Below are 20,135 nucleotides of genomic sequence, written 5' to 3'. Positions count from 1 at the left end.
CGGGCCGCAGTAATGGGTAGCCTATTCAGGGCTGTACTTAGGCTGGAGGAGGCCCTGCAGCTGCTGGTAAGGCAGCACCAAATCGGTGGCCCCAAAAGCATACGGGCCTATTTCGTAGGCATTGTAGTATAGCCTGAGACCTTGCGGCGTAAGGCCAGCCTGCTGTGGCAGCGGCAGCGCGTTGCTATCCAGAAACAATCCTGCATCGGCAAAAGAAACGTTGGCATTCAGCTCTCGTGTGCGCCTGAACTCCTGCTCTACCAGCTGTTGCAGCTGCACTGTGTCCCGCACCAGGTCGGCCAGGTTTAGCTTTTGGCCGTTGCTGCCAAAGCTTTGCAGGCTGAGGTAAGAGTTCGGGTGTGCGCCGCCGGCGTAGGTGTAGCTCCGCATAGCCAGGGTGGTTACGGCAGGCGATTGGTAAATTGCGGACACCTCCACCTCCAGCGCCCAGGCCGCGGAAGCCGGTATCTCCTCCATATCTTTTAAGAAATCTTCCTGCTGCTTCACAAAGGCCGCTGCCACGGTTTGGGCCGCGTTTGTGCTTCCTGGGGTTGTGTCTGCGTCAGGGTGCATGTCCAGTTGCAGGTTCAGGAGCTTCTGCTGTATGTAGCGGTTTATACTTTGCCGCAGCGCATCGTTACCGCCTACGGCCTCCAGGTACGTAATGGTAGCCTCCGCGCACGCACTTGGGCCCTGGCCGCAGTAACTGGATTTGCGGGTAACGGTTTTGGAGCGGAAGGACAGTGGCTGTTCAGCGGTTTGTTCCTGCGCTTCCTGGCTCATGGTGGCCTCTTCTGAAGGGGCAGACTGGCAGCCGGAAAGGATGGCGGTGGCAAGCGCCAAAGTATAAACGGAGTATCTGAGCATAGGGTGGGGGTAGTGGTGCTACTGCTCAGGAAATATAGTAAATTAGTTTCAGAATAGATCCAACTGCTTGCCTTTGCGCTGGCAAAAATGGCTGTAGTCGTAGGGCTTCATACTTCTGCCGGCCATATACTTTTGCTTGCTTACCCGGAATAGCCTGCTGATCAACTCGGCAAACTTCCCCTCGCCGCTCATCCGCACGCCAAAGCGGCTGTCGTTCAACTGCCCGCCGTGGCAATCGGCAATCTGGCGCAGCACCTTCTGTGCCTTGTCAGGGAAGGCTTGCTGTATCCAATCTTCAAAAATAGGCCCGATACTGCCGTTGAGTCGCACCAAGGTATAGGCCACGTTGCTGGCACCTGCCGCTGCGGCTGCTTTTATCAGATCAGGAATTTCCGAATCGTTCAGGCCGGGAATGATGGGGGCCGTCATTACATTAACAGGTATACCTGCCGCGGTTAGTTGCCGCACTACCTCCAGCCGCTTGGCTGCCGACGCGGTGCGTGGCTCCAGCTTTTGCCGTAGCTTCTCGTCTAAGGTGGTGATGCTGATGCTCACGTGCACCAGGTCATACTGGTTGAGTTGCTGCAGCAGGTCCAGATCGCGGAGGATGAGGGCGTTTTTGGTGATGATGCTGACCGGGTGCCGGTACTGCAGCAGCACCTCCAGGAGGCGCCGCGTGAGCTGTTTCTTCGCCTCGATGGGCTGGTAGCAGTCGGTGTTGCCGGCAAGCATGATGGGCATCACTTGCCAATTCGGGTTCTCCAGTTGCCTTGCCAGCGTTTCAGGGGCGTTTTCCTTGATGATGATCTTTCGCTCAAAATCCAGACCGGCGCCATAACCCCAATATTGGTGCGTGTTGCGGGCGTAGCAGTAGATACAGCCATGCTCGCAACCTTGGTAGGGATTCATGGAGTAGCCTAGCCCCAGGTCCGGGCTATCTATTTTATTCACCACTTTCTTCGGAAACTCCTGCAGAAACTCTGTTTTCGAATTGCTGACCATGGGCTCATCCAGCCCCTCCACGTGCTCCGCCACATACTCCTGCTTCAGGTAGGGGTTATTAGGGTTATATTGGGCGCCTCGGCCTTTCAGAAAATCTTCTGCCTTCATCATACTAGCTATACTTTGTGCTAATATAATTAGTTTTGCTAAACATATTGGCTTCTCTTAAATAGTAAGATGTTGGAATAAGAGTTAACCAAGTATGAAAAGCCGCTTTGCCTTGACGGTTAGTGTCTTGCAGAAGAAAATGATTTCTGGTTAAATTATGGGGATCAAGCCTCCGCCTCCGCAATGGATTTTTTGTAAGCAGCCAATGCTCTGTCGCGTGCCATAGTGTGGTCAAGCATCGGTTTTGGGTACGCATCTGTCCCGTATTCCGGAATCCAGCGCTTGATATACTGCAGCTGCTTATCGAACTTCGTGACCTGGCTATCGGGGTTGAAAATGCGGAAGTAGGGCTGTGCTTCGGCCCCTGTGCCGGCAGCCCATTGCCAGTTGCCTACGTTGCTGGCCAATTCGTAATCCAGCAGCTTTTCGGCAAAATACGCCTCGCCCCAGCGCCAGTCAATGAGCAGGTCTTTTACCAGAAAGCTTGCCACCACCATACGCACCCGGTTGTGCATAAAGCCTGTGGCGTTCAGCTCGCGCATGCCTGCATCCACCAAGGGAAAGCCGGTTTTACCTTCGCACCACTTTTCAAACTCGGCCTCATCATTGCGCCACGCGATGTGCCTGAACTTAGGGGCAAAGCTCTCTTCAGCTGATTTTGGGAAATGATACAGCAACTGCATGAAAAACTCGCGCCAAACCAGCTCTTGCAGCCACGTGTCATTATACTTTAGCGCTATTTGCACGGCCTCCCGAACGCTGACGGTACCAAAGCGCAGGTGCGGACTCAGGCGTGAGGTCGCGCCTTTGGCAGGAAGGTTCCTGGTTTGGCCATACGCCTGCAGGGTTTTAGGAGTAAGGTCTGGCTCTGGCACCTTTAAGTTAGATTCTTCAAAGCCCATCTGCTGCAGGGATGGTATTTGTGAGCCGGGGTGTTTACACAACTGATCGAAGTGGTGCTCTGGCGTAAAGGGAGCTGCCATCTTTGGGCTGAAGGCTTTCTTCCAGGCGTTCTTGTAGGGCGTGTATACTTTATAGGGAGTGCCACCTTTCGTCAGGATCTCATCCCGCTCAAAAATAACCTGATCTTTAAAGGTTCTAAACTCTAAGCCCTGTCCTTGCAGCAGCTCGTATACTTGCCTGTCCCGCTGGCGGGCGTAAGGCTCGTAATCGCGGTTAGTATAGATACCTTCCACCGCATACTCCTGCAGCAGCGTTTGTATCACCTCCATAGGCTTCCCATACTTTACCAGCAGCGTGCTGCCCCGGGCCTCTAACTGCCGGTGCAGCTCCTGTACCTTCTCATAAATAAAGGTGACACGGGCGTCTTTCCTGTCGCTGAGCTTGTCCAGAATATCGCTGTCGAAGATAAAAAGGGGCAGCACAGGCTTGCCCGAGGTAAGGGCATGGTAGAGGCCCGCATTATCGTGCAGGCGCAGGTCGCGGCGGAACCAGAAGAGGAGCATTTTTATGATTAGGAATGAAGAATTAGGGATTTGGGTCCTTCTTTTCGTTAAACGATGGGCAACTTAGGCGCTAAAGTAACTTCACGGTGCTCATGCCGCCATCCACATGCAGGGTTTGGCCGGTCATCCACGCAGCGTCATCGCTGAGCAGGAACAGGGCGGCATTGGCCATGTCCTGCGGCTGCCCAACACGCCCCAGCGGGTGCCGCTTGGCAGATGCCTCCACTTTCTCCGGCGTGCTCAGCAGGCTTTGGGCAAGCGGTGTGTCGGTTAGGGAAGGGGCTACAGCGTTAAAGCGAATGTGGGTAGTGGCATACTCGGCAGCAAGCGCCACGGTTAAACCCTGCACAGCCGCCTTCGCCGTGGCGATAGAAGTATGGAACGGCATGCCCAGTTGCGCTGCCACGGTACTAAATAGCACGACACTGGCGCCATCGGCTTTCTTGAGTAGCGGCACCACGGCCTTCAGCACCTGTACCGCGCCCAGCACATTCAGCTCCAGGTCATTGCGGAAATCCTCTACCTGCAGGCGTTCAAAAGGCTTCAGTTTTATACTTCCGGGGCAGTATACCAGCCCGTGCAGCACGTTCGGCAGCTCCTTCAGAAATTCATCGTTAAACTGCAGCACATCCAGTGGCAGGTGTTGCAGGTTCAGGGCTTCGGCTTCTTCGGACTGCTTGCGGGAGGCGGTGACCACGTTGGCCCCTTTTTCCTGCAGCAGTTTGGCTGTTTGCAGCCCAATGCCGGAGGTGCCGCCCACAACGAGTATGTTCTTATCTTTAAACGGCATGCTTTATCTTCTTTAAAATAAGATTTAAAGGCTTAACCCGCACTCGCGGATTTTGTTCTGCGGAGAGTGGGTCGATGCGCCGCAATTTATCTGCAAAAAGTGCCTTAAAATGCCACTAAGGCAGCCTATAACCTTCTGCTTCAAAATCAGGTATTATGAGCATCTGATATCAGTATTGTACTAACCTAATATTTTCTATTGGCAGTTAAACATCGACTTAACAGTGGTTGCCCTGCCAGTGTTGCTGGAATTACAAACTAAACCTTTACAACTCTCACCTTACATGAAAATTAAAAAAGTACTTGTTGCCAACCGGGGCGAGATCGCTATCAGGGTGCTGCGTGCCTGCACGGAATTGAACATTGAGACAGTGGCCATTTATACCTATGAGGACCGTTACTCCCTGCACCGGTACAAGGCAGACGAAGCTTACCAGATAGGCAAGGATAACCAGCCGCTGCAGCCTTACCTTGATATCGACGGCATCATCAAAATCGCCAAAGAGAACAACGTGGACGCTATCCACCCTGGTTATGGTTTCTTGTCAGAGAACCAGCACTTCTCGCAGCGATGCGCCGATAACGGCATCATCTTCATCGGTCCTAAGCCCCAAATAATGGCCTCGCTGGGCGATAAGATCGCCGCCAAGAAAGTGGCTATCAGCTGTGAAGTGCCCATCATCCAAAGCAATACGAAAGACCTGGATACCTATGAAACGGCGCTGGAGGAGGCGCACCGCATCGGGTATCCTTTAATGCTGAAGGCGGCCGCCGGTGGCGGTGGCCGAGGAATGCGCGTGATCCGGGATGATGAGCAGCTGGAGAAGGGGTTTTTTGAGGCGAAAAACGAGGCGCTGAAAGCCTTCGGCGACGACACGGTTTTTTTGGAGAAGTACGTGGAGAACCCAAAGCACATCGAGGTGCAGATCGTGGCGGACAGCTATGGCAACATCACGCACCTTTTTGAGCGCGACTGCTCGGTGCAGCGCCGCTTCCAGAAGGTGGTGGAGGTAGCCCCGGCCATTAGCCTGAACGAGGAGACACGCCAAAAACTGTACGACTATGCTATCCGCATTTGCAAGGCCGTCAACTATAATAACGTGGGCACGGTGGAGTTCCTGGTAGAGCCGCACACCAGCAACATTTACTTTATCGAAGTAAACCCGCGCATCCAGGTAGAGCACACAGTAACGGAGATGATCACTGGCATCGACTTGATCAAGACGCAGATTTACATTGCCGACGGGTACCGGCTGGATGACGAGGAGGTGCTGCTGGGGCCGCAGCACGTGGTGCGTCCTAATGGCGTGGCCATACAATGCCGCATCACCACCGAAGATCCGGAGAACGATTTCAAGCCGGACTATGGCACCATCATCGCTTACCGCAGCGCAGGTGGCTTCGGCATACGCCTGGACCAGGGCAGTGTTTACCCCGGCGCCAAGATCAGTCCTTTCTTCGATTCGCTGCTGGTAAAGGTATCTACGCATGCCCCGACACTGCCGCTAGCTGCCACCAAAATGGCCCGCACCCTGGACGAGTTCCGTATCCGGGGGGTAAAGCACAACATTCAGTTCCTACAGAACATCATCGGCCATCCGGAGTTTATTTCCGGCGACTCTACCGTGGACTTTGTGAAAAGCCACCCGGAGTTGTTCGTGTTCAAGCAGCGCCAGGACAGGGCCACCAAGATGCTCACGTACCTGGCCGACGTGATCGTGAACGGCAACCCGGATGTGAAAAAGGTAGACCCTGACAAAGTGCTGCGTAAACCAGATTTCCACGGTTTCAATACAAGCAAGCCGTACGAGAAAGGCACCAAAGACCGGCTGACGGAGCTGGGGCCGGAGGGATTTGCCCAGTGGCTACGGAACGACCCGCTTATCCACTATACGGATACCTCCTTCCGCGATGCGCACCAGTCGCTGCTGGCCACGCGCATGCGCTCCTTTGATATGCTCAAGATTGCCGAGGCCTATGCCAAAGACCATCCGCAGACCTTTAGCATGGAGGTATGGGGCGGGGCGACCTTCGATGTTTGCCTGCGCTTTCTGCACGAGGACCCATGGAAACGACTGGCCGATATCCGGAAGGCGGTGCCGAACATCCTGCTGCAGATGCTCATCCGCGGGTCTAACGGGGTAGGGTACAAGGCTTACCCGGATAACCTGATAGAAGCTTTTGTGGAGAAGTCGTGGGAGACGGGGGTAGACATCTTCCGCATCTTTGATTCGCTGAACTGGATGAAGAGCATGGAGCCGTGCATCAATTTTGTGCGTAAGCGTACCCAAGGCCTGGCCGAGGGCACCCTGTGCTACACCGGCGACATCCTGAACCCAAAGAAGACGAAGTATAATCTGGATTATTACCTGCAGCTGGCCAGGCAACTGGAGGATGCGGGAGCGCACATCTTGGCTGTGAAGGACATGGCGGGCCTGCTGAAGCCGTATGCCGCCACCGAGCTCATTACGGCGCTGCGCGATACGGTAAAGCTGCCGATTCACCTGCATACCCACGATACATCCTCCGTTCAATCAGCTACTTACCTTAAAGCCATTGAAGCAGGGGTGGATGTGGTAGACGTGGCGCTGGGGGCCATGTCGGGGCTAACCTCGCAGCCAAACTTCAATTCTATGGTAGAGGTGATGCGTTTCCAGGAGCGCCACCGTGAGTTTGACCAGAAGAGCCTGAACCAGTATTCCAACTATTGGGAAACGGTGCGGGAGTACTATTACCCGTTTGAGTCGGGGTTGAAGGCAGGCACGGCAGAAGTATACCGCCACGAGATTCCGGGCGGTCAGTACTCCAACCTGCGCCCGCAAGCCAACGCGCTGGGCCTGGGCGACAAGTGGGAGGAGATAAAGGAGACATACGCCGAGGTGAACCAGCTGTTTGGCGATGTGGTGAAAGTAACGCCGAGCTCTAAAGTGGTGGGCGATATGGCTTTATACTTGATATCCAATGGCCTGACGACCGTGGATGTGCTGGAGCGGGGAGAGGAGATCTCGTTTCCAGAGTCGGTGCAGTCGTTTTTTAAAGGCGAGTTGGGACAGCCGGTGGGAGGCTTCCCCAGAAAGCTGCAGGACATTATCCTGAAAGAGGAGAAGCCGTTCACCGACAGACCGAACGAACACCTGGAACCGGTTGATTTTGAGAAGGAGTTTGACGCTTTCCAGGAGAAGTTTGGGAAGGAGACGAAGTTTACCGATTTCCTCTCGTACCAGCTCTACCCGAAAGTATACGAGGCCTATCACAGGCACCTGGAGCAGTACGGCGATGTGTCCAAGATCCCGACGCGCCTGTTCTTCTATGGGCTGCAGCCCGGCGAGGAGGCTATCATCGACATTGCGCAGGGGAAATCTATCGTGATCAAGTACCAGTCCACGGGACATGTGAACGAGGATGGCATGCGTACGGTCTTCTTCAAGCTAAACGGCCAGAGCCGCAACATCGACGTACGTGACAGAGCGGTGAAAGTAGAGCGCGTGGAGCATCAGAAGGTAGACAAAGGCAACCCGAAGCAAATTGGAGCGCCACTGCAAGGGCTATTGTCTAAAATACTGGTGGAGAAGGAGCAAAAGGTGAAGAAGAACACGCCGCTCTTTGTGATCGAGGCCATGAAGATGGAGACAACCATCACCGCCTCGGCCGATGCGGAGGTGGCCAGCGTCACGCTGCAGGAGGGGGAACTGGTAAATACTGACGATCTGGTGCTGACACTATCGTAAAAAAGAAGAAGCCGGTGTATACCATACAAAACCAATTCCGTAAAGGAGTTGGTTTTGTTGTTGCAACAGTAAAGTTGAGCTAAACTAGGGCACCTACTTTGAAAAACACCATTCCTTCTTTCAAAAACATGGCATTCCCATCCATAATTGGTAACTTACAACCTTAAACAAACGAGCAGTTTACAGCACCTTAACACCCAATGCAGAATTACCAGAATTACAAAGTAGATCTGTCTAATTGCGAAAAGGAACCGATTCACCTTATCGGGCGGATCCAGCCGCATGGATTCCAGCTTATCCTACACAAAACGACCCTGGAGGTAGAACAGGTAAGTGAAAATATCTCTGGTTTTCTGCAAGCAGACCCAGCTGAGCTGTTGGGCAAGACCCTGCGCAGAATTATTACAGAGGAGGAGTATAAACAGTTGGAAATGCAACTGGCACAGCAAAGAAGCGGCATTCATACGGAACTGGTGCACCTGCAGGGGAAGCAGTTCTTCGGGTTTTTGCATGAGTCGCAAGGGCATTTGGTGCTGGAGTGTGAGCCGTTTGAAGAACAGGTGGCGGGGCAGCAGCAGCTCGAAATTACAGCTGCCTACACACGCTTCCTGCGGGAGCTCGACGAGCAGGACTCTGTCTTGGCGCAGGCGCAGCTAACCTGTGAGTTTGTGCAGCAGGCCATCGGTTATGACCAGGTGATGCTGTACCGTTTTGACGAGGACTGGCATGGGGAGGTGATCGCCGAAAAGGTAGTGCCGGGGCTGCACTCTTACCTGCACCACCACTTTCCTGCCACAGACATACCGGCACAAGCGCGCGCGCTGCTGCTCCTGAAACCAATACGCCAAATTGCGGACGTGTCGGCCACGGCCGTAAGGATAACCCCCTACTTCAACCCGGTCACCGGCCAGCCCTCCAACATCATCTTATCGGAGCTGCGCAACCCATCAGAGATCCACCTGGAGTACCTGGGGAACATGGGGGTTCAGGCCACGCTCTCAATTTCCATCATCGCGAACGGAAAATTGTGGGGCATTATTGCCTGCCAGCATAAGTCGCCAGTGTTTATCAGTTTCTGGATGCGGCAGCTTTGCCTGAACGTGGCGCAGGCATTTGCGAACGGGCTGCTGGCGCATCAGGAGCGGCGCGACCTGCGGCAGCTGGAGGAGCTACGCCGGCAGGAGGAGCAGTTGTTGCGCCAATTGGAGAAGAGCCCAAAGCTTGACGAGGAGCTGCAGGCGCAGTTGCCTGCCATCATGGGTCTGACAGAGGCCTCAGGGGTAGCGCTGTTGTTGGGTGGCAAATGCTATACTTACGGTGATGCCCCTAACGAGGCGGAGCTGAGGACTTTAGTTGGCTGGGTGGCTAAGGAGGCAGAAGGCAGCACTTTTTATACACGCAGCCTCTCCAACCTGCACCCTGCCTCCGCTACCCTGCACGGGCAGGCAAGTGGGCTCCTAGCGGTCGAAATATCGAAGCTTAACCGGGAGTACCTGCTGTATTTTAAGCCTGAGCTGTCTGAGAAGCGCATCTGGGCGGGAAAGCCGGAGAAGAAGACGGAGGAAAATTCGCAGCGTATACACCCCCGCAAATCGTTTGCCCGCTGGGAACAGGTGATCCGTGGCAAATCGGCGCCATGGGGCCTGAATGAAGTTGAGATTGCGCAGACCCTGGTGAAAGACCTGATCTCTGTGGTGCTTCGGAACCAGAAGGAGCACCTGCAGGAGCTAAACAGCAAGCTTACCCAGACATCAGAGATCGTAGAGGCCAAAAACCGCCGCCTGGAAGACTTTGCCCAGATCATCGCGCATAACCTGCGCTCGCCGCTCAGCAACATGAAGGGCTTGCTTAACCAATATCAGGCGCAGCCAACCCCAGAGACGGCAGAGCAGGTGATGCAGCTGATGGAAAAGATGGTGCAGAACATGGCCACTACCCTGGATGACCTGAACATGATCCTGGAGAGTGAGCTTGGCCAGAAAATGGAGCAGCAGGATGTCTTGCTGCCGGAAGTCATCGGCCGTGAACTGCAGAACCTGCAGGCTACCATCCTGGAGACGAACGCAAAGATAGAATTGGATCTGAGGGTGCATGAGGTATCCGCCCCCAAAGTATACTTAGAGAGCATTGCCCACAACCTTATCTCCAATGCGTTAAAGTATAGGTTCCCCGAGCGGCAGCCGTTTATTGTGGTAAGGTCGTGGCGGGAGCAGGAGCATGTTTGCATCTCGGTAACCGATAACGGTCAGGGAATAAACCTGAAACGCTATGGGCACAAGATCTTTAACCTCTATAACACCTTTCATAAAAACAAAGACGCCAAGGGCCTGGGCCTGTATATTACCAAGATACAAGCCCAGGCATTGGGAGGCAGCGTGCACGTGGAAAGTTCACCCGATGTGGGATCTACGTTTACCGTGTGCCTTAAAGTATAAATCAAATTAAGAAAAGGCTTAGCCTAACCCATACCGTATGTTTATCGCATCCAGCACCTTTACCATTGCCAATGACATGGCACCCGAAATACGAGAAGCGTTCATTAACCGCCCGCACCTGGTGGATAATGCTTCTGGCTTTATTAAATTAAACGTGATGGTGCCGCAGGATAACCCCAACGAAATCTGGCTCTTAACTTATTGGGAAGACGAGGAGAGTTATCTGGTATGGTATAAAAACCACATGAAGGAATCACATGCAGGCATCCCTAAAGGGGTGAAGCTCGTGCCGGGAAAAACGAAAGTCCGCTTCTTCGAACTAGTAGGGGAGTAGGGTAAAGTACATACCCCTCTGACCACACTTCTTTCCCATGCTTAAATGGGGTCGGGGCAGCCATTGTTAGATCTATCTGTTATCTGCTCCAACCACTCCTGCCATCCATGGCTTTTTCGAGGGCTCCTACCCCAGGAGGGGAGCTCTGTTATTACTCATACTGAGAAGTTTCATGGCTGCTGGTATCTACAACCTGTCCCTACAGGTGTAAACCCACCACTAGCCCCTCTAAGAAGGGAATTGTCCGCAGCACCGGGTCCAACCACCTAGCTCTGTCAGCAGCAGCAGCAGCAGCTATTGGACCTGATCCCAGTCTTTGGGTTGAGCGCCTTCTAGATTTCCGGTGCCGAAGGCATTGCGACGTCAGGAGCAAAGGAAATGTAGACAGCGCGATGCCCGAAGACGAGCCCTCTCGGGCTAGAGAGCACCAAAGCTAGAAATGAAACGAGCCGCTTGTAAGACTGGAGGTTCAGCTGTAGCTAGTAAGGATAGCTTGGTTCAGGTTGCAGGAAGCAGCGGCTATGAAAAGGCACACGCGGACGCTTGCGCCAGGGAAGCATACAAAGCCTAGGTTACAACCTCGCGCCAGCGAGAAAACCAACAGTAGCGACTAGCTGGACAATAGCTTGTTTCAGGCCGGCAAAAACAAACGGCTAAAACAGTAAGCTGCCAGCCTCCGCTTACGCCGCTTCTTTATACCCATTCAGGAGATTTTCCCGCAACGCTACCCCCCTCTAAACCAAACGCTCACTCCGCTGTTAGAAAATAAACCGTAACCGTAGCACCAAGTATAAAGTATACTTGTAAATATGATGCATGCATACTATTTTTGATGCAAGCGGCAAAGGAGGGTTAGCGGCCGGTTAATCGTCCTCGTAGTCCAGGCCCATCATTTTGTTGTAGGCCTGCTGCAGCTCCGCAAATGCGTGCATGTTTCCCTCGCGGCGGCTAATGAGCATTCCTTTCTTATAAGTTTGCTCGGCTACATCGTTTTGGCCCAGCTCCTCGTATAGCTTGGCAGCATGATAGTAGGTGCCCACGTAGTTCTCGTGCTCGCGCAGCAGTTTTTCATAGTATTCCAGCGCTTTCTGCGGGTTTTCCTTACGGTATTCGGTGGCTATGGCGTATAGTGTAAATGCGTCGTTGGGGTCGTCTTCCAGAAATTTGAAGAGCTGCGCTAATCTGCTTTCGTTCATTTCGAATTGGCTATATTTTATTAACTTCGCACAAATCTAAATTTTAAAAGCTAACATTTCTAACCATGAAAATATTAGTTTGCATCAGTAACGTACCGGATACCACATCCAAGATAAATTTTACGGCTGATAACAAAGAATTTGACAAAAACGGGGTGCAGTATGTCATCAACCCATGGGATGAGTACGCACTGACCCGCGCCATAGAGCTGAAAGAGGCGAAAGGCGGCACTGTAACAGTATTGAACGTAGGCGAGGCCGACGCTGAGCCAAACATCCGCAAGGCGCTGGCCATTGGCGCTGACGATGCCATCCGCGTAAACGCAAAACCGGTGGACGCTTTCTTTGTGGCGCAGCAGATCGCTGCCGTGGCCAAGGAAAATAGCTATGACATGATTCTGATGGGCAAAGAGTCGATCGACTTCAACGGCTCTCAGGTGCATGGTATGGTAGGCGAGCTGCTGGGCATCCCATCGGTGGTACCTGCCTTTAAGTTGGATATGGTGGATGACTCCACTGCCCGCCTGGAGCGCGAGATAGAGGGAGGCAAGGAAGTGGTAGAGGTGAAGCTGCCGTTTGTTGCCAGCGCACAGCAGCCTATGTCTGAGCCCCGCATCCCGAACATGCGCGGCATCATGACGGCCCGTACCAAGCCGTTGGCCGTGAAGGAGCCGGTTGGCGCAGAGGCCAAGGCCGAATACGTGAACTTCAGCAAGCCTGAGAAAAAGGGCGGCGTGAAGATGATCGACCCGGAGAATGCCGGAGAACTGATAACATTATTGAGAAACGAAGCTAAAGTACTATAACCATGTCTGTATTAGTATTTGTAGAAGGTCTTAACGGAGAGATCAAAAAGTCCTCACTGGAGGCTGCATCCTACGGAAGCCAGGTAGCGCAACAGCTCGGCACCTCTGCCACTGCCGTTGCCATTGGCGAGGTGCACGAAGAGGCGCTGGCCAAACTGGGCGAGCAGGGCATCAGCAAAGTGCTGTACGACGCGGACGACCGCCTGAAGCAGTTTGTGGCCGATGCCTATGTAAAGGTAATTGCCAAAGCGGCACAGCAGGAAGACGCCAAAGTGCTGGTGTTCTCTAACTCGAACATTGGTGCCGCGGTGGGCGCCAAGCTGGCGGTTCGCCTGAACGGCTCGCTGGCCACTAACGTAACGTCGCTGCCTAAGACCGACGGCGGCCAGTTTGTGGTGACGCGCGGTGTGTTCTCCGGCAAAGCATTTGCCGATGTGAACCTGGCGGCTGCTGTGAAGATCATCGCAGTGAAGAAAAACTCTTTTGAGGTGAACCATAATGCCGGCAACGCTGCCACGATAGAGAAATTCTCGGCAGAGCTGACCGATGCTGACTTCGCAGCTGCCCCTAAGGAGACGGTGATGCAGGAGACGGACGGAGGCGTGCTGCTGCCAGAGGCGGAGGTTGTAGTGTCTGGAGGCCGTGGTCTTAAAGGCCCGGAGAACTGGCACCTGGTGGAGGATCTGGCTAAAGCCCTTGGCGCGGCCACTGCCTGCTCCAAGCCTGTTTCGGATATGGACTGGAGACCGCACCACGAGCACGTGGGCCAGACAGGGATCACCGTTAGCCCAAACCTATACATCGCCATCGGCATTTCGGGTGCCATCCAGCACTTGGCCGGGGTTAACTCTTCTAAAGTGATTGTCGTTATTAATAAGGATCCGGAAGCACCGTTCTTCAAAGCCGCCGACTACGGCATTGTGGGCGATGCGTTCGAGGTTGTCCCTAAACTAATTGAGGCTGCCAAAGCTTTAGACAAATAGACTTTAGAAGAAAGATACTGTGGATAAAATTCAGTTAGAGATACTCGGCCTTTCCTCCAGCCAGTCGCAGACGGGGTCGTTTGCGTTGGTGCTAGGGGAGAAAGAGGGGAACAGAAGGCTGCCTATCATCATCGGCATGTTTGAGGCGCAGTCCATTGCGATACAGATTGAGAAAATAAACCCTAACCGCCCGCTCACGCACGATTTGTTTAAATCGTTTGCCGAGGAGCTGGACGTGCGGGTAACAGAGATACTGATCTCAGACCTGAAGGAAGGTGTTTTCTACTCCAAGATAATATGCACCAACGGCGAGCGAGAGTTTGAGTTGGATGCGCGTCCTTCCGACGCCATTGCTATCGGGCTGCGCTTCGGTGTGCCTATTTATACGGTAGAGAGCGTGCTTTCGGAGGCTGGTATTATTCTGAGCGATCTGGAAGAGGAAGAGGATGAAAACGAGGAAATGTCTGTCAAGAGTAGCTCCTCTGTCTCAAGTTCCGGCACGAAAGAGTCGTTGAGCCAAACCTCTGTGGATGAGCTGAACAAAATGCTGAACGAGGCCCTTGAAAAAGAGGACTACGAGAAAGCAGCCAAAATACGAGATGAGCTGAATAAGCGAAACTGATATACCTGAAGTATAAATTAAGAAGGTTCGGTGCCGTGTGGTGCCGAACCTTTTTGTTTTGAAATATATTCGGCTTAATTTTGACCGTTTTTGTCTTTCAACCAAGTATAGATGTACGATATTCTTAGAGGTGCCGGCGGCCTGCTGGTATTAGTAGGTATTGCTGTCCTTTTCTCAAGAAACAGAAAAGCCATCGACTGGAAACTGGTAGGTTTTGGTTTGTTCCTACAAATTCTGTTTGGTGTGCTGGTGACGCAGGTGCCTTTAGTAGCGGATGGTTTTGCCTTTGTGAGCAGGCTGTTTGTGAAACTGCTCAGTTTCTCTCAATCCGGTGCCGAGTTCCTGTTCGGCAACCTGGCAAATCCTTCCAATAATGGTGGCCTTGGGTTTATCTTCGCCTTCTCGGTGTTGCCGACCATTATCTTCTTTTCCACGGTTTCAGCTGGCCTTTATTATCTGGGGGTGCTCCAGAAGATCGTTTTTGGCATTGCCTGGGTTATGTCGAAGGGCATGCGCCTGTCAGGTTCCGAGAGCTTGTCGGCGGCAGGCAACATCTTCCTGGGCCAGACAGAGGCGCCGCTGCTGGTGCGCCCGTTTATTTCCCGCATGACCCGGTCGGAACTTATGTGCCTGATGACGGGTGGCATGGCAACACTGGCTGGAGGTGTTCTGGCGGCGTATGTGGCCTTCCTGGGCGGCGATGACCCGGCACAACAGGCAGTATTTGCGGCTCACCTGCTGACGGCCTCCATCATGAACGCGCCGGCGGGTATTGTGCTGGCGAAGATCCTGGTGCCGGAAACAGAGCCGGAGAAAATTAATACTGAACTGGAGGTGAACGAGGAGCAGCTGGGCGTGAACCTGGTGGATGCCCTGAGCCGCGGCGCTGCTGACGGCCTGAAACTGGCTGCCAACGTAGGCGGCATGTTGTTGGCCTTCATCGCTGTCATCGCGCTGCTTAACTATGTTCTCATCAAAATTGGCGGTGTTACCGGCCTAAACGATTTTGTGGTAGCTAGCACCAATGGGCAGTTCAATGGCTTCTCGTTCCAGTACATCCTGGGTCAAATCTTTAGAATATTTGCCTTTATCATGGGAGTGCCGTGGCAGGATACGCTGCAGGTGGGTAGCTTGCTTGGGCAGAAGACAGCCGTAAATGAGTTTGTGGCCTACCTGGACCTGGCCAACATGAAGGCGGCGGGCACGCTTGGAGACAAGGCGCTGATCATGTCGACGTACGCGCTCTGCGGGTTCTCTAACTTTAGTTCTATTGCCATCCAGATTGGTGGTATCGGAAGCATGGCGCCTAACCAGCAGGGTAACTTGTCGAAGCTGGGCTTTTTGGCCTTGTTAGGCGCCTCACTGGCCTGTATGATGACGGCAACCGTAGCCGGTATGCTCTACGTGCTGTAGAAGTATAAATTCAGTTATATAAGTATAAAAAAGCGCCTCCTGTCAATAGCAGGAGGCGCTTTTTTATACTTAGTGAGGCGTCTTATTCTGCCTGGCTCCGCTCTTCTCCCTCTTCTACTTTCTTGGCGTCTCGCATCAGGCGGTTTGCGAAGATAAACTCGTTCAGCTCCGGTACATCAGAGTCCAATATGTTGTCGCTGGTGCCTTCCCACAGTTTCTTGCCCTCGTACAGGAACATGATGTTGTCGCCGATCTCAATCACAGAGTTCATGTCGTGCGTCACCACAATCGTTGTGATGTCGTACTCCTCGGTTATTTCCTTTATCAGCCTGTCTATCTTTAGGGCGGTTAGGGGGTCAAGGCCAGAGTTCGGTTCATCGCAGAAAAGGTACGTACACTGCGGAGCAATGGCACGGGCAATGCCTACGCGTTTTTTCATGCCCCCGCTCAGCTCCGACGGCATTTTCTTGTTGGTTCCGTCCAGGCCTACTCGCTGCAGGCAGAAATTAACGCGGTCCAGGCGCTCATCCTTGTGCATGTCAGTCAGCATCTTCAGCGGAAACTCCACGTTTTCCTCCACCGTCATGGAGTCGAAGAGGGCAGAACCCTGGAAAAGCATGCCAATCTTGCGCCGTATCTCCTGCCGTATATCCAGCTTGTTGTTGGTGAAGTAAGTGCCATCGAAGGTAACGCTGCCGAGGTCCGGCTTGATGAGCCCCACAATGCACTTGAGCAGCACGCTTTTGCCGGTGCCGCTGGCGCCAAGCAGCAGGTTGGTTTTGCCGGTCTGGAAAACACCGCTAATGCCATCCAGTACGGTTTTGCCGTTAAAGCTTTTGTGTATGTTGTGTATCTCAATCATGAAGGATGATCTGTAATAAGTATGAAGTGTGGCCTTTGCTGCACAGCTGCCCCTGTAAGGTTTAACGTATCAAAGCAAAAGCTGGGCACTGAAGAAGTCGGCAATCAGCACGGCGATAACGCTGTGTGTAACGGCCGTCGTGCTGGCTGCCCCTACCTCCAGCGCGCCGCCTGAGGTATAGTACCCTCTAAAAGAAGCGATGGAGGAGATCAGGAAAGCGAATATTACTGACTTTATGAGCGCAAACGCGATGTTATAAGGTATAAAGTCGATGCGGATACCGGAGATATATTCCTGTGCTGTGAGCTCACCGGTCACGGTGCCGGCAATATAGCCTCCTAACAGCCCCAGGAACATGGCGATGATCACCAGCAGCGGGAAGACCAAAAGGGCGGCCAGTATTTTAGGCAACACCAGATAGGAAATCGAGTTGATACCCATCACCTCCAGCGCATCCACCTGCTCAGTGATCTGCATGGTGCCCAGACCGCCCGCTATACTGGAGCCGACTTTGCCTGCCAGCACGATGGACGTGATGGTGGGGGCCAGTTCCAGGATCACCATCTCCCGGACAATAAAACCGATGGTAGAGCGCGGAATAAGGGCATTCACCATGTTGTAAGACACCTGCACAGTAGACACTGCACCGATGAACGTGGAAACAAGGGCAACGATGAAAATTGAGTTAATACCGATAAGTATAGCCTCATCCATGGTGCGCTTAAACAAGATTCTGGGCGATTCTCCCCGGATGACGAGGCTCTTCATGAAGAGAAGGTACTTTCCGAAATTTTGCAACATTTTGCGGTGCTCAGGGTTTGAAACAGGGTAAACTACGCGTTTTTAAGCAAAAATACTGTTAAATAACTATATTACGGATAAAATTGAAAAACATACAAAACTGAGCATCCCATGCATAGATATATTTTGGTGACAGGTGGCACAAAGGGCATCGGCAGGGCCATTATTGAGCAGTTCGCTAAGGAGGGCTTCCACATCATCACCTGCTCCAGGAATGAGAAAGAGTTGCAAAAGCTGAAGCTAGAGATAGAGCAGAACTATACTTTTTCGAAGGTCTTTTACCAGGAGGCAGACCTGAGCGACCGCGACTCCCTGAAGCGGTTTATAACTTATGTGCAGGGGCTGGGCGTTCAGGTGGATGTGCTGGTGAACAACAGCGGCCTGTTTATACCGGGCAAGGTAACGGAAGAAGACGAGGAGGCACTGCCTTTCATGATCAACACCAACCTCTACAGCGCCTATTACATCACGCGGGCTTTCGTGCACGGGATGATCGCGCGCCGCAGTGGCCATATCTTTAACATGTGCTCCACGGCAAGTATAACGGCCTACACCAACGGTGGCTCCTATTGCATCTCTAAGTTTGCCATGTATGGCATGACCAAGGTGCTGCGCGAGGAGCTGAAGGAGCACCGTGTGCGCGTGACGGCTATCCTGCCGGGGGCAACCCTTACCGCCAGCTGGGAGGGGGTAGACCTGCCGCCGGAGCGCTTCATGAAACCGCAGGACGTGGCTATGTCGGTTTGGGGTGCCTATACGTTATCAGAGAACAGCGTGGTAGAGGAACTCCTCATCAGGCCGCAGCTGGGAGATCTATAAAGTTAGAAAGTTAAGGAGATGGAAAGCATAAGAGTCTCAACATGAAGATTGCTTTTCCTTTCTAATCCCTTAAATCCTGATACACACATTTGCACAACCACAAATAAGCCATAAAACTATGAATTTAGAAGGTAAAGTAGCGGTAGTTACCGGCGTGAGCAAAGGCATTGGCCTGGCCACGGTGAAGGCACTGCTGGAGAAAGGGGCCATCGTGGCGGGTTGGGGACGCACCGCGCCGGACCTGAAGCATGAGAACTTCCATTTTTTCGAGTGCGATGTGCGCTATAGTGAGTCGGTGCAGACGGCATTTGACCAGACGATAGCCCATTTGGGCACGCATGTGCAGGTGCTGGTGAACAATGCCGGACTTGGGTTAGCGGGTTTGCTGGAGGATATGAGCCTGGATGATTGGCACCTGATGTTCGAAACCAATGTGAACGGCATTTTCTACTGCACGCGGTTGGTACTGCCAGGCATGAAGGAGCTGGAGGAAGGGCACATCATCAACATCTCCTCGATTGCCGGCACCACTGGCATTGAGCAAATGGCGGGCTACTGCGGCACCAAGCATGCAGTGCGCGGCATTTCGCACTCGCTCTACAAGGAGGTGCGCAACTATGGCATCAAGGTTACCTGCATCTACCCGGGCTCTGTACAAACCAATTTTTTTGACAGCATCGAGAGTGTGACGGTGAACGAGAACATGATGCGGCCAGAGGATATCGCCTCGACCATCATGCATGCGCTGGAGTCGCACCCAAACTACCACCACGTGGACATTGAGGTGCGCCCGCTGATGCCGAAGGGAAAGCAGCAGAAGTAGCAGCAGTTACGGCAGCTGGCATAAGTTTGCTGTAATTTCTGAGTTTGCTATACTTTGTTGCATTCCTATCAGTTATTTTTGCGGCCGCAGGCATGTGTTAGCCCTGCGGCTGATCAGAAACAAAGTATAAAGGACCACGCAATTGTCTGTAGAAGTAAAGAACCTTACCAAGATTTATGGCGCCCAGCGGGCCGTGGATGATATTTCCTTCACGGTGGAGCAGGGGCAGATCCTGGGGTTTCTGGGCCCGAACGGAGCCGGAAAATCCACGACCATGAAAATTGCGACCTGCTACCTGCCTCCTTCTGCCGGAACGGTGCTGGTGGCTGGCCACGACGTGGTGCAGGACCCGATCGCCGTTCGCCGCAACGTAGGCTACCTGCCGGAGCACAACCCGCTCTACCTGGATATGTATGTGCATGAGTACCTGCAGTTTGTGGCTTCTGTTTACGGCTTGAAAGGGAAGCTTGGCCGAGCACGGGTGCAGGAGATGGTGGAGCTGTGCGGCCTCACGCTGGAGCAGGGCAAGAAGATCGGGGCTTTATCCAAAGGCTACCGCCAGCGGGTGGGGCTGGCACAGGCCCTGGTGCACGACCCGCAGGTGCTGATTCTGGATGAGCCGACCACCGGCCTCGATCCGAACCAGATCGTGGAGATCCGCTCGCTCATCAAGCAGATCGGGCAGAACAAAACCGTGATTTTCTCCACCCACATCATGCAGGAGGTAACCGCCATCTGCGACCGTGTGGTCATCATTAACCGGGGAAAACTGGTGGCGAACAGCGATGTAGCCAGCTTGCAAAAGGGGGGAAGGGACGAGAAGGTGACGCTCGTGGAGTTTGAGGCACCGGTGGAGATAGAGGCGCTGCAAAGTATACCCGGTGTGCTGCAGGTAGAGCTGAGTCAGAGCCACACCTACCGCATCACCTCCAGCAAAGAGGCTGATGTTCGCTCCAATGTTTTTAGGCTGGCTGCCGAGCGCAACTGGCCGCTGGTGGGCCTCAAGCAGGAGGAAAGCTCCCTGGAGCAGGTCTTCCAGCAGCTTACGCGGGAGAACTGATTCCTGTCCAGAAGCAATCCA

Annotated in this window: 17 protein-coding genes; 10 read left to right on the top strand and 7 right to left on the bottom strand. The window is 53.3% G+C overall.

From position 1 onward, the window contains the following. Positions 1 to 21: 21 nt before the first annotated feature. The 4 genes from PXG97_RS02785 to PXG97_RS02770 form a co-directional block, all read right to left on the bottom strand. A complete protein-coding gene (locus PXG97_RS02785; protein ID WP_276496195.1) occupies positions 22 to 867 on the bottom strand; it encodes a DUF3298 and DUF4163 domain-containing protein in 846 nt (281 codons plus the stop codon). 48 nt (positions 868 to 915) lie between these two features. Beyond that, positions 916 to 1,977: a PA0069 family radical SAM protein gene (locus PXG97_RS02780; protein ID WP_276496880.1), complete on the bottom strand. Its 1,062-nt coding sequence runs from the start codon at positions 1,975 to 1,977 to the stop codon at positions 916 to 918. 164 nt (positions 1,978 to 2,141) lie between these two features. Continuing rightward, positions 2,142 to 3,443, bottom strand: a complete 1,302-nt coding sequence (locus PXG97_RS02775; protein WP_338088590.1) for a cryptochrome/photolyase family protein — start codon at positions 3,441 to 3,443, stop codon at positions 2,142 to 2,144. A 70-nt stretch (positions 3,444 to 3,513) separates the two neighbouring features. Then, positions 3,514 to 4,233, bottom strand: a complete 720-nt coding sequence (locus PXG97_RS02770) for an SDR family NAD(P)-dependent oxidoreductase (RefSeq protein ID WP_276496194.1) — start codon at positions 4,231 to 4,233, stop codon at positions 3,514 to 3,516. Between the two features lie 283 nt (positions 4,234 to 4,516). Between PXG97_RS02770 and PXG97_RS02765 the strand changes: the two genes are divergently transcribed. The 3 genes from PXG97_RS02765 (at position 4,517) to PXG97_RS02755 (ending at position 10,729) form a co-directional block, all read left to right on the top strand. After that, positions 4,517 to 7,960, top strand: coding sequence for a pyruvate carboxylase (locus tag PXG97_RS02765; protein ID WP_276496193.1), 3,444 nt, complete (start codon positions 4,517 to 4,519; stop codon positions 7,958 to 7,960). A gap of 200 nt (positions 7,961 to 8,160) precedes the next feature. Continuing rightward, a complete protein-coding gene (locus PXG97_RS02760) occupies positions 8,161 to 10,395 on the top strand; it encodes an ATP-binding protein (RefSeq protein ID WP_276496192.1) in 2,235 nt (744 codons plus the stop codon). 37 nt (positions 10,396 to 10,432) lie between these two features. Further along, on the top strand, positions 10,433 to 10,729 hold the full coding sequence (locus PXG97_RS02755; RefSeq protein WP_276496191.1) for an antibiotic biosynthesis monooxygenase family protein: 297 nt from the start codon (positions 10,433 to 10,435) through the stop codon (positions 10,727 to 10,729). A gap of 863 nt (positions 10,730 to 11,592) precedes the next feature. Here the strand turns inward: PXG97_RS02755 and PXG97_RS02750 are convergent. After that, positions 11,593 to 11,925, bottom strand: coding sequence for a tetratricopeptide repeat protein (locus tag PXG97_RS02750; RefSeq protein ID WP_276496190.1), 333 nt, complete (start codon positions 11,923 to 11,925; stop codon positions 11,593 to 11,595). A 65-nt stretch (positions 11,926 to 11,990) separates the two neighbouring features. Here PXG97_RS02750 and PXG97_RS02745 point away from each other — a divergent pair, with 65 nt between their 5' ends. The 4 genes from PXG97_RS02745 to PXG97_RS02730 all read left to right on the top strand — a co-directional run bounded on the left by PXG97_RS02745 (position 11,991) and on the right by PXG97_RS02730 (position 15,749). Then, the gene (locus tag PXG97_RS02745; RefSeq protein ID WP_276496189.1) at positions 11,991 to 12,731 is read left to right on the top strand and encodes an electron transfer flavoprotein subunit beta/FixA family protein; all 741 of its coding nucleotides are present in this window, start codon (positions 11,991 to 11,993) and stop codon (positions 12,729 to 12,731) included. Between the two features lie 2 nt (positions 12,732 to 12,733). After that, complete coding sequence (locus tag PXG97_RS02740) at positions 12,734 to 13,714, top strand: electron transfer flavoprotein subunit alpha/FixB family protein (protein ID WP_276496188.1); 981 nt, start codon at positions 12,734 to 12,736, stop codon at positions 13,712 to 13,714. A gap of 19 nt (positions 13,715 to 13,733) precedes the next feature. Next, on the top strand, positions 13,734 to 14,336 hold the full coding sequence (locus PXG97_RS02735; RefSeq protein WP_276496187.1) for a bifunctional nuclease family protein: 603 nt from the start codon (positions 13,734 to 13,736) through the stop codon (positions 14,334 to 14,336). Between the two features lie 111 nt (positions 14,337 to 14,447). Further along, positions 14,448 to 15,749, top strand: a complete 1,302-nt coding sequence (locus tag PXG97_RS02730) for a NupC/NupG family nucleoside CNT transporter (RefSeq protein WP_276496186.1) — start codon at positions 14,448 to 14,450, stop codon at positions 15,747 to 15,749. An 82-nt stretch (positions 15,750 to 15,831) separates the two neighbouring features. Here the strand turns inward: PXG97_RS02730 and PXG97_RS02725 are convergent, their stop codons facing one another. Continuing rightward, positions 15,832 to 16,611: an ABC transporter ATP-binding protein gene (locus PXG97_RS02725; protein ID WP_276496185.1), complete on the bottom strand. Its 780-nt coding sequence runs from the start codon at positions 16,609 to 16,611 to the stop codon at positions 15,832 to 15,834. A gap of 69 nt (positions 16,612 to 16,680) precedes the next feature. Beyond that, positions 16,681 to 17,412, bottom strand: coding sequence for an MlaE family ABC transporter permease (locus PXG97_RS02720; protein ID WP_276496184.1), 732 nt, complete (start codon positions 17,410 to 17,412; stop codon positions 16,681 to 16,683). 111 nt (positions 17,413 to 17,523) lie between these two features. On the opposite strand from PXG97_RS02720, the gene PXG97_RS02715 reads away from it, so the two are divergent. The 3 genes from PXG97_RS02715 to gldA all read left to right on the top strand — a co-directional run bounded on the left by PXG97_RS02715 (position 17,524) and on the right by gldA (position 20,114). Beyond that, complete coding sequence (locus tag PXG97_RS02715) at positions 17,524 to 18,231, top strand: SDR family oxidoreductase (RefSeq protein ID WP_276496183.1); 708 nt, start codon at positions 17,524 to 17,526, stop codon at positions 18,229 to 18,231. 118 nt (positions 18,232 to 18,349) lie between these two features. After that, positions 18,350 to 19,054 (top strand): SDR family oxidoreductase, encoded by a 705-nt coding sequence (locus PXG97_RS02710; protein WP_276496182.1) that lies wholly within the window; start codon positions 18,350 to 18,352, stop codon positions 19,052 to 19,054. Between the two features lie 142 nt (positions 19,055 to 19,196). Beyond that, positions 19,197 to 20,114 carry a gliding motility-associated ABC transporter ATP-binding subunit GldA gene (gene gldA, locus PXG97_RS02705; RefSeq protein WP_276496181.1) on the top strand — a complete coding sequence of 306 codons (918 nt, stop codon included), beginning with the start codon at positions 19,197 to 19,199 and terminating at the stop codon, positions 20,112 to 20,114. Positions 20,115 to 20,135: the final 21 nt, after the last annotated feature.

Origin of the sequence: Pontibacter litorisediminis, from assembly GCF_029360645.1 — a bacterium.
GTDB lineage: Bacteria > Bacteroidota > Bacteroidia > Cytophagales > Hymenobacteraceae > Pontibacter > Pontibacter litorisediminis.
The sequence above is the reverse complement of the archived record's forward strand: the minus strand, read 5'-3'. Positions and strand labels throughout refer to the sequence as shown.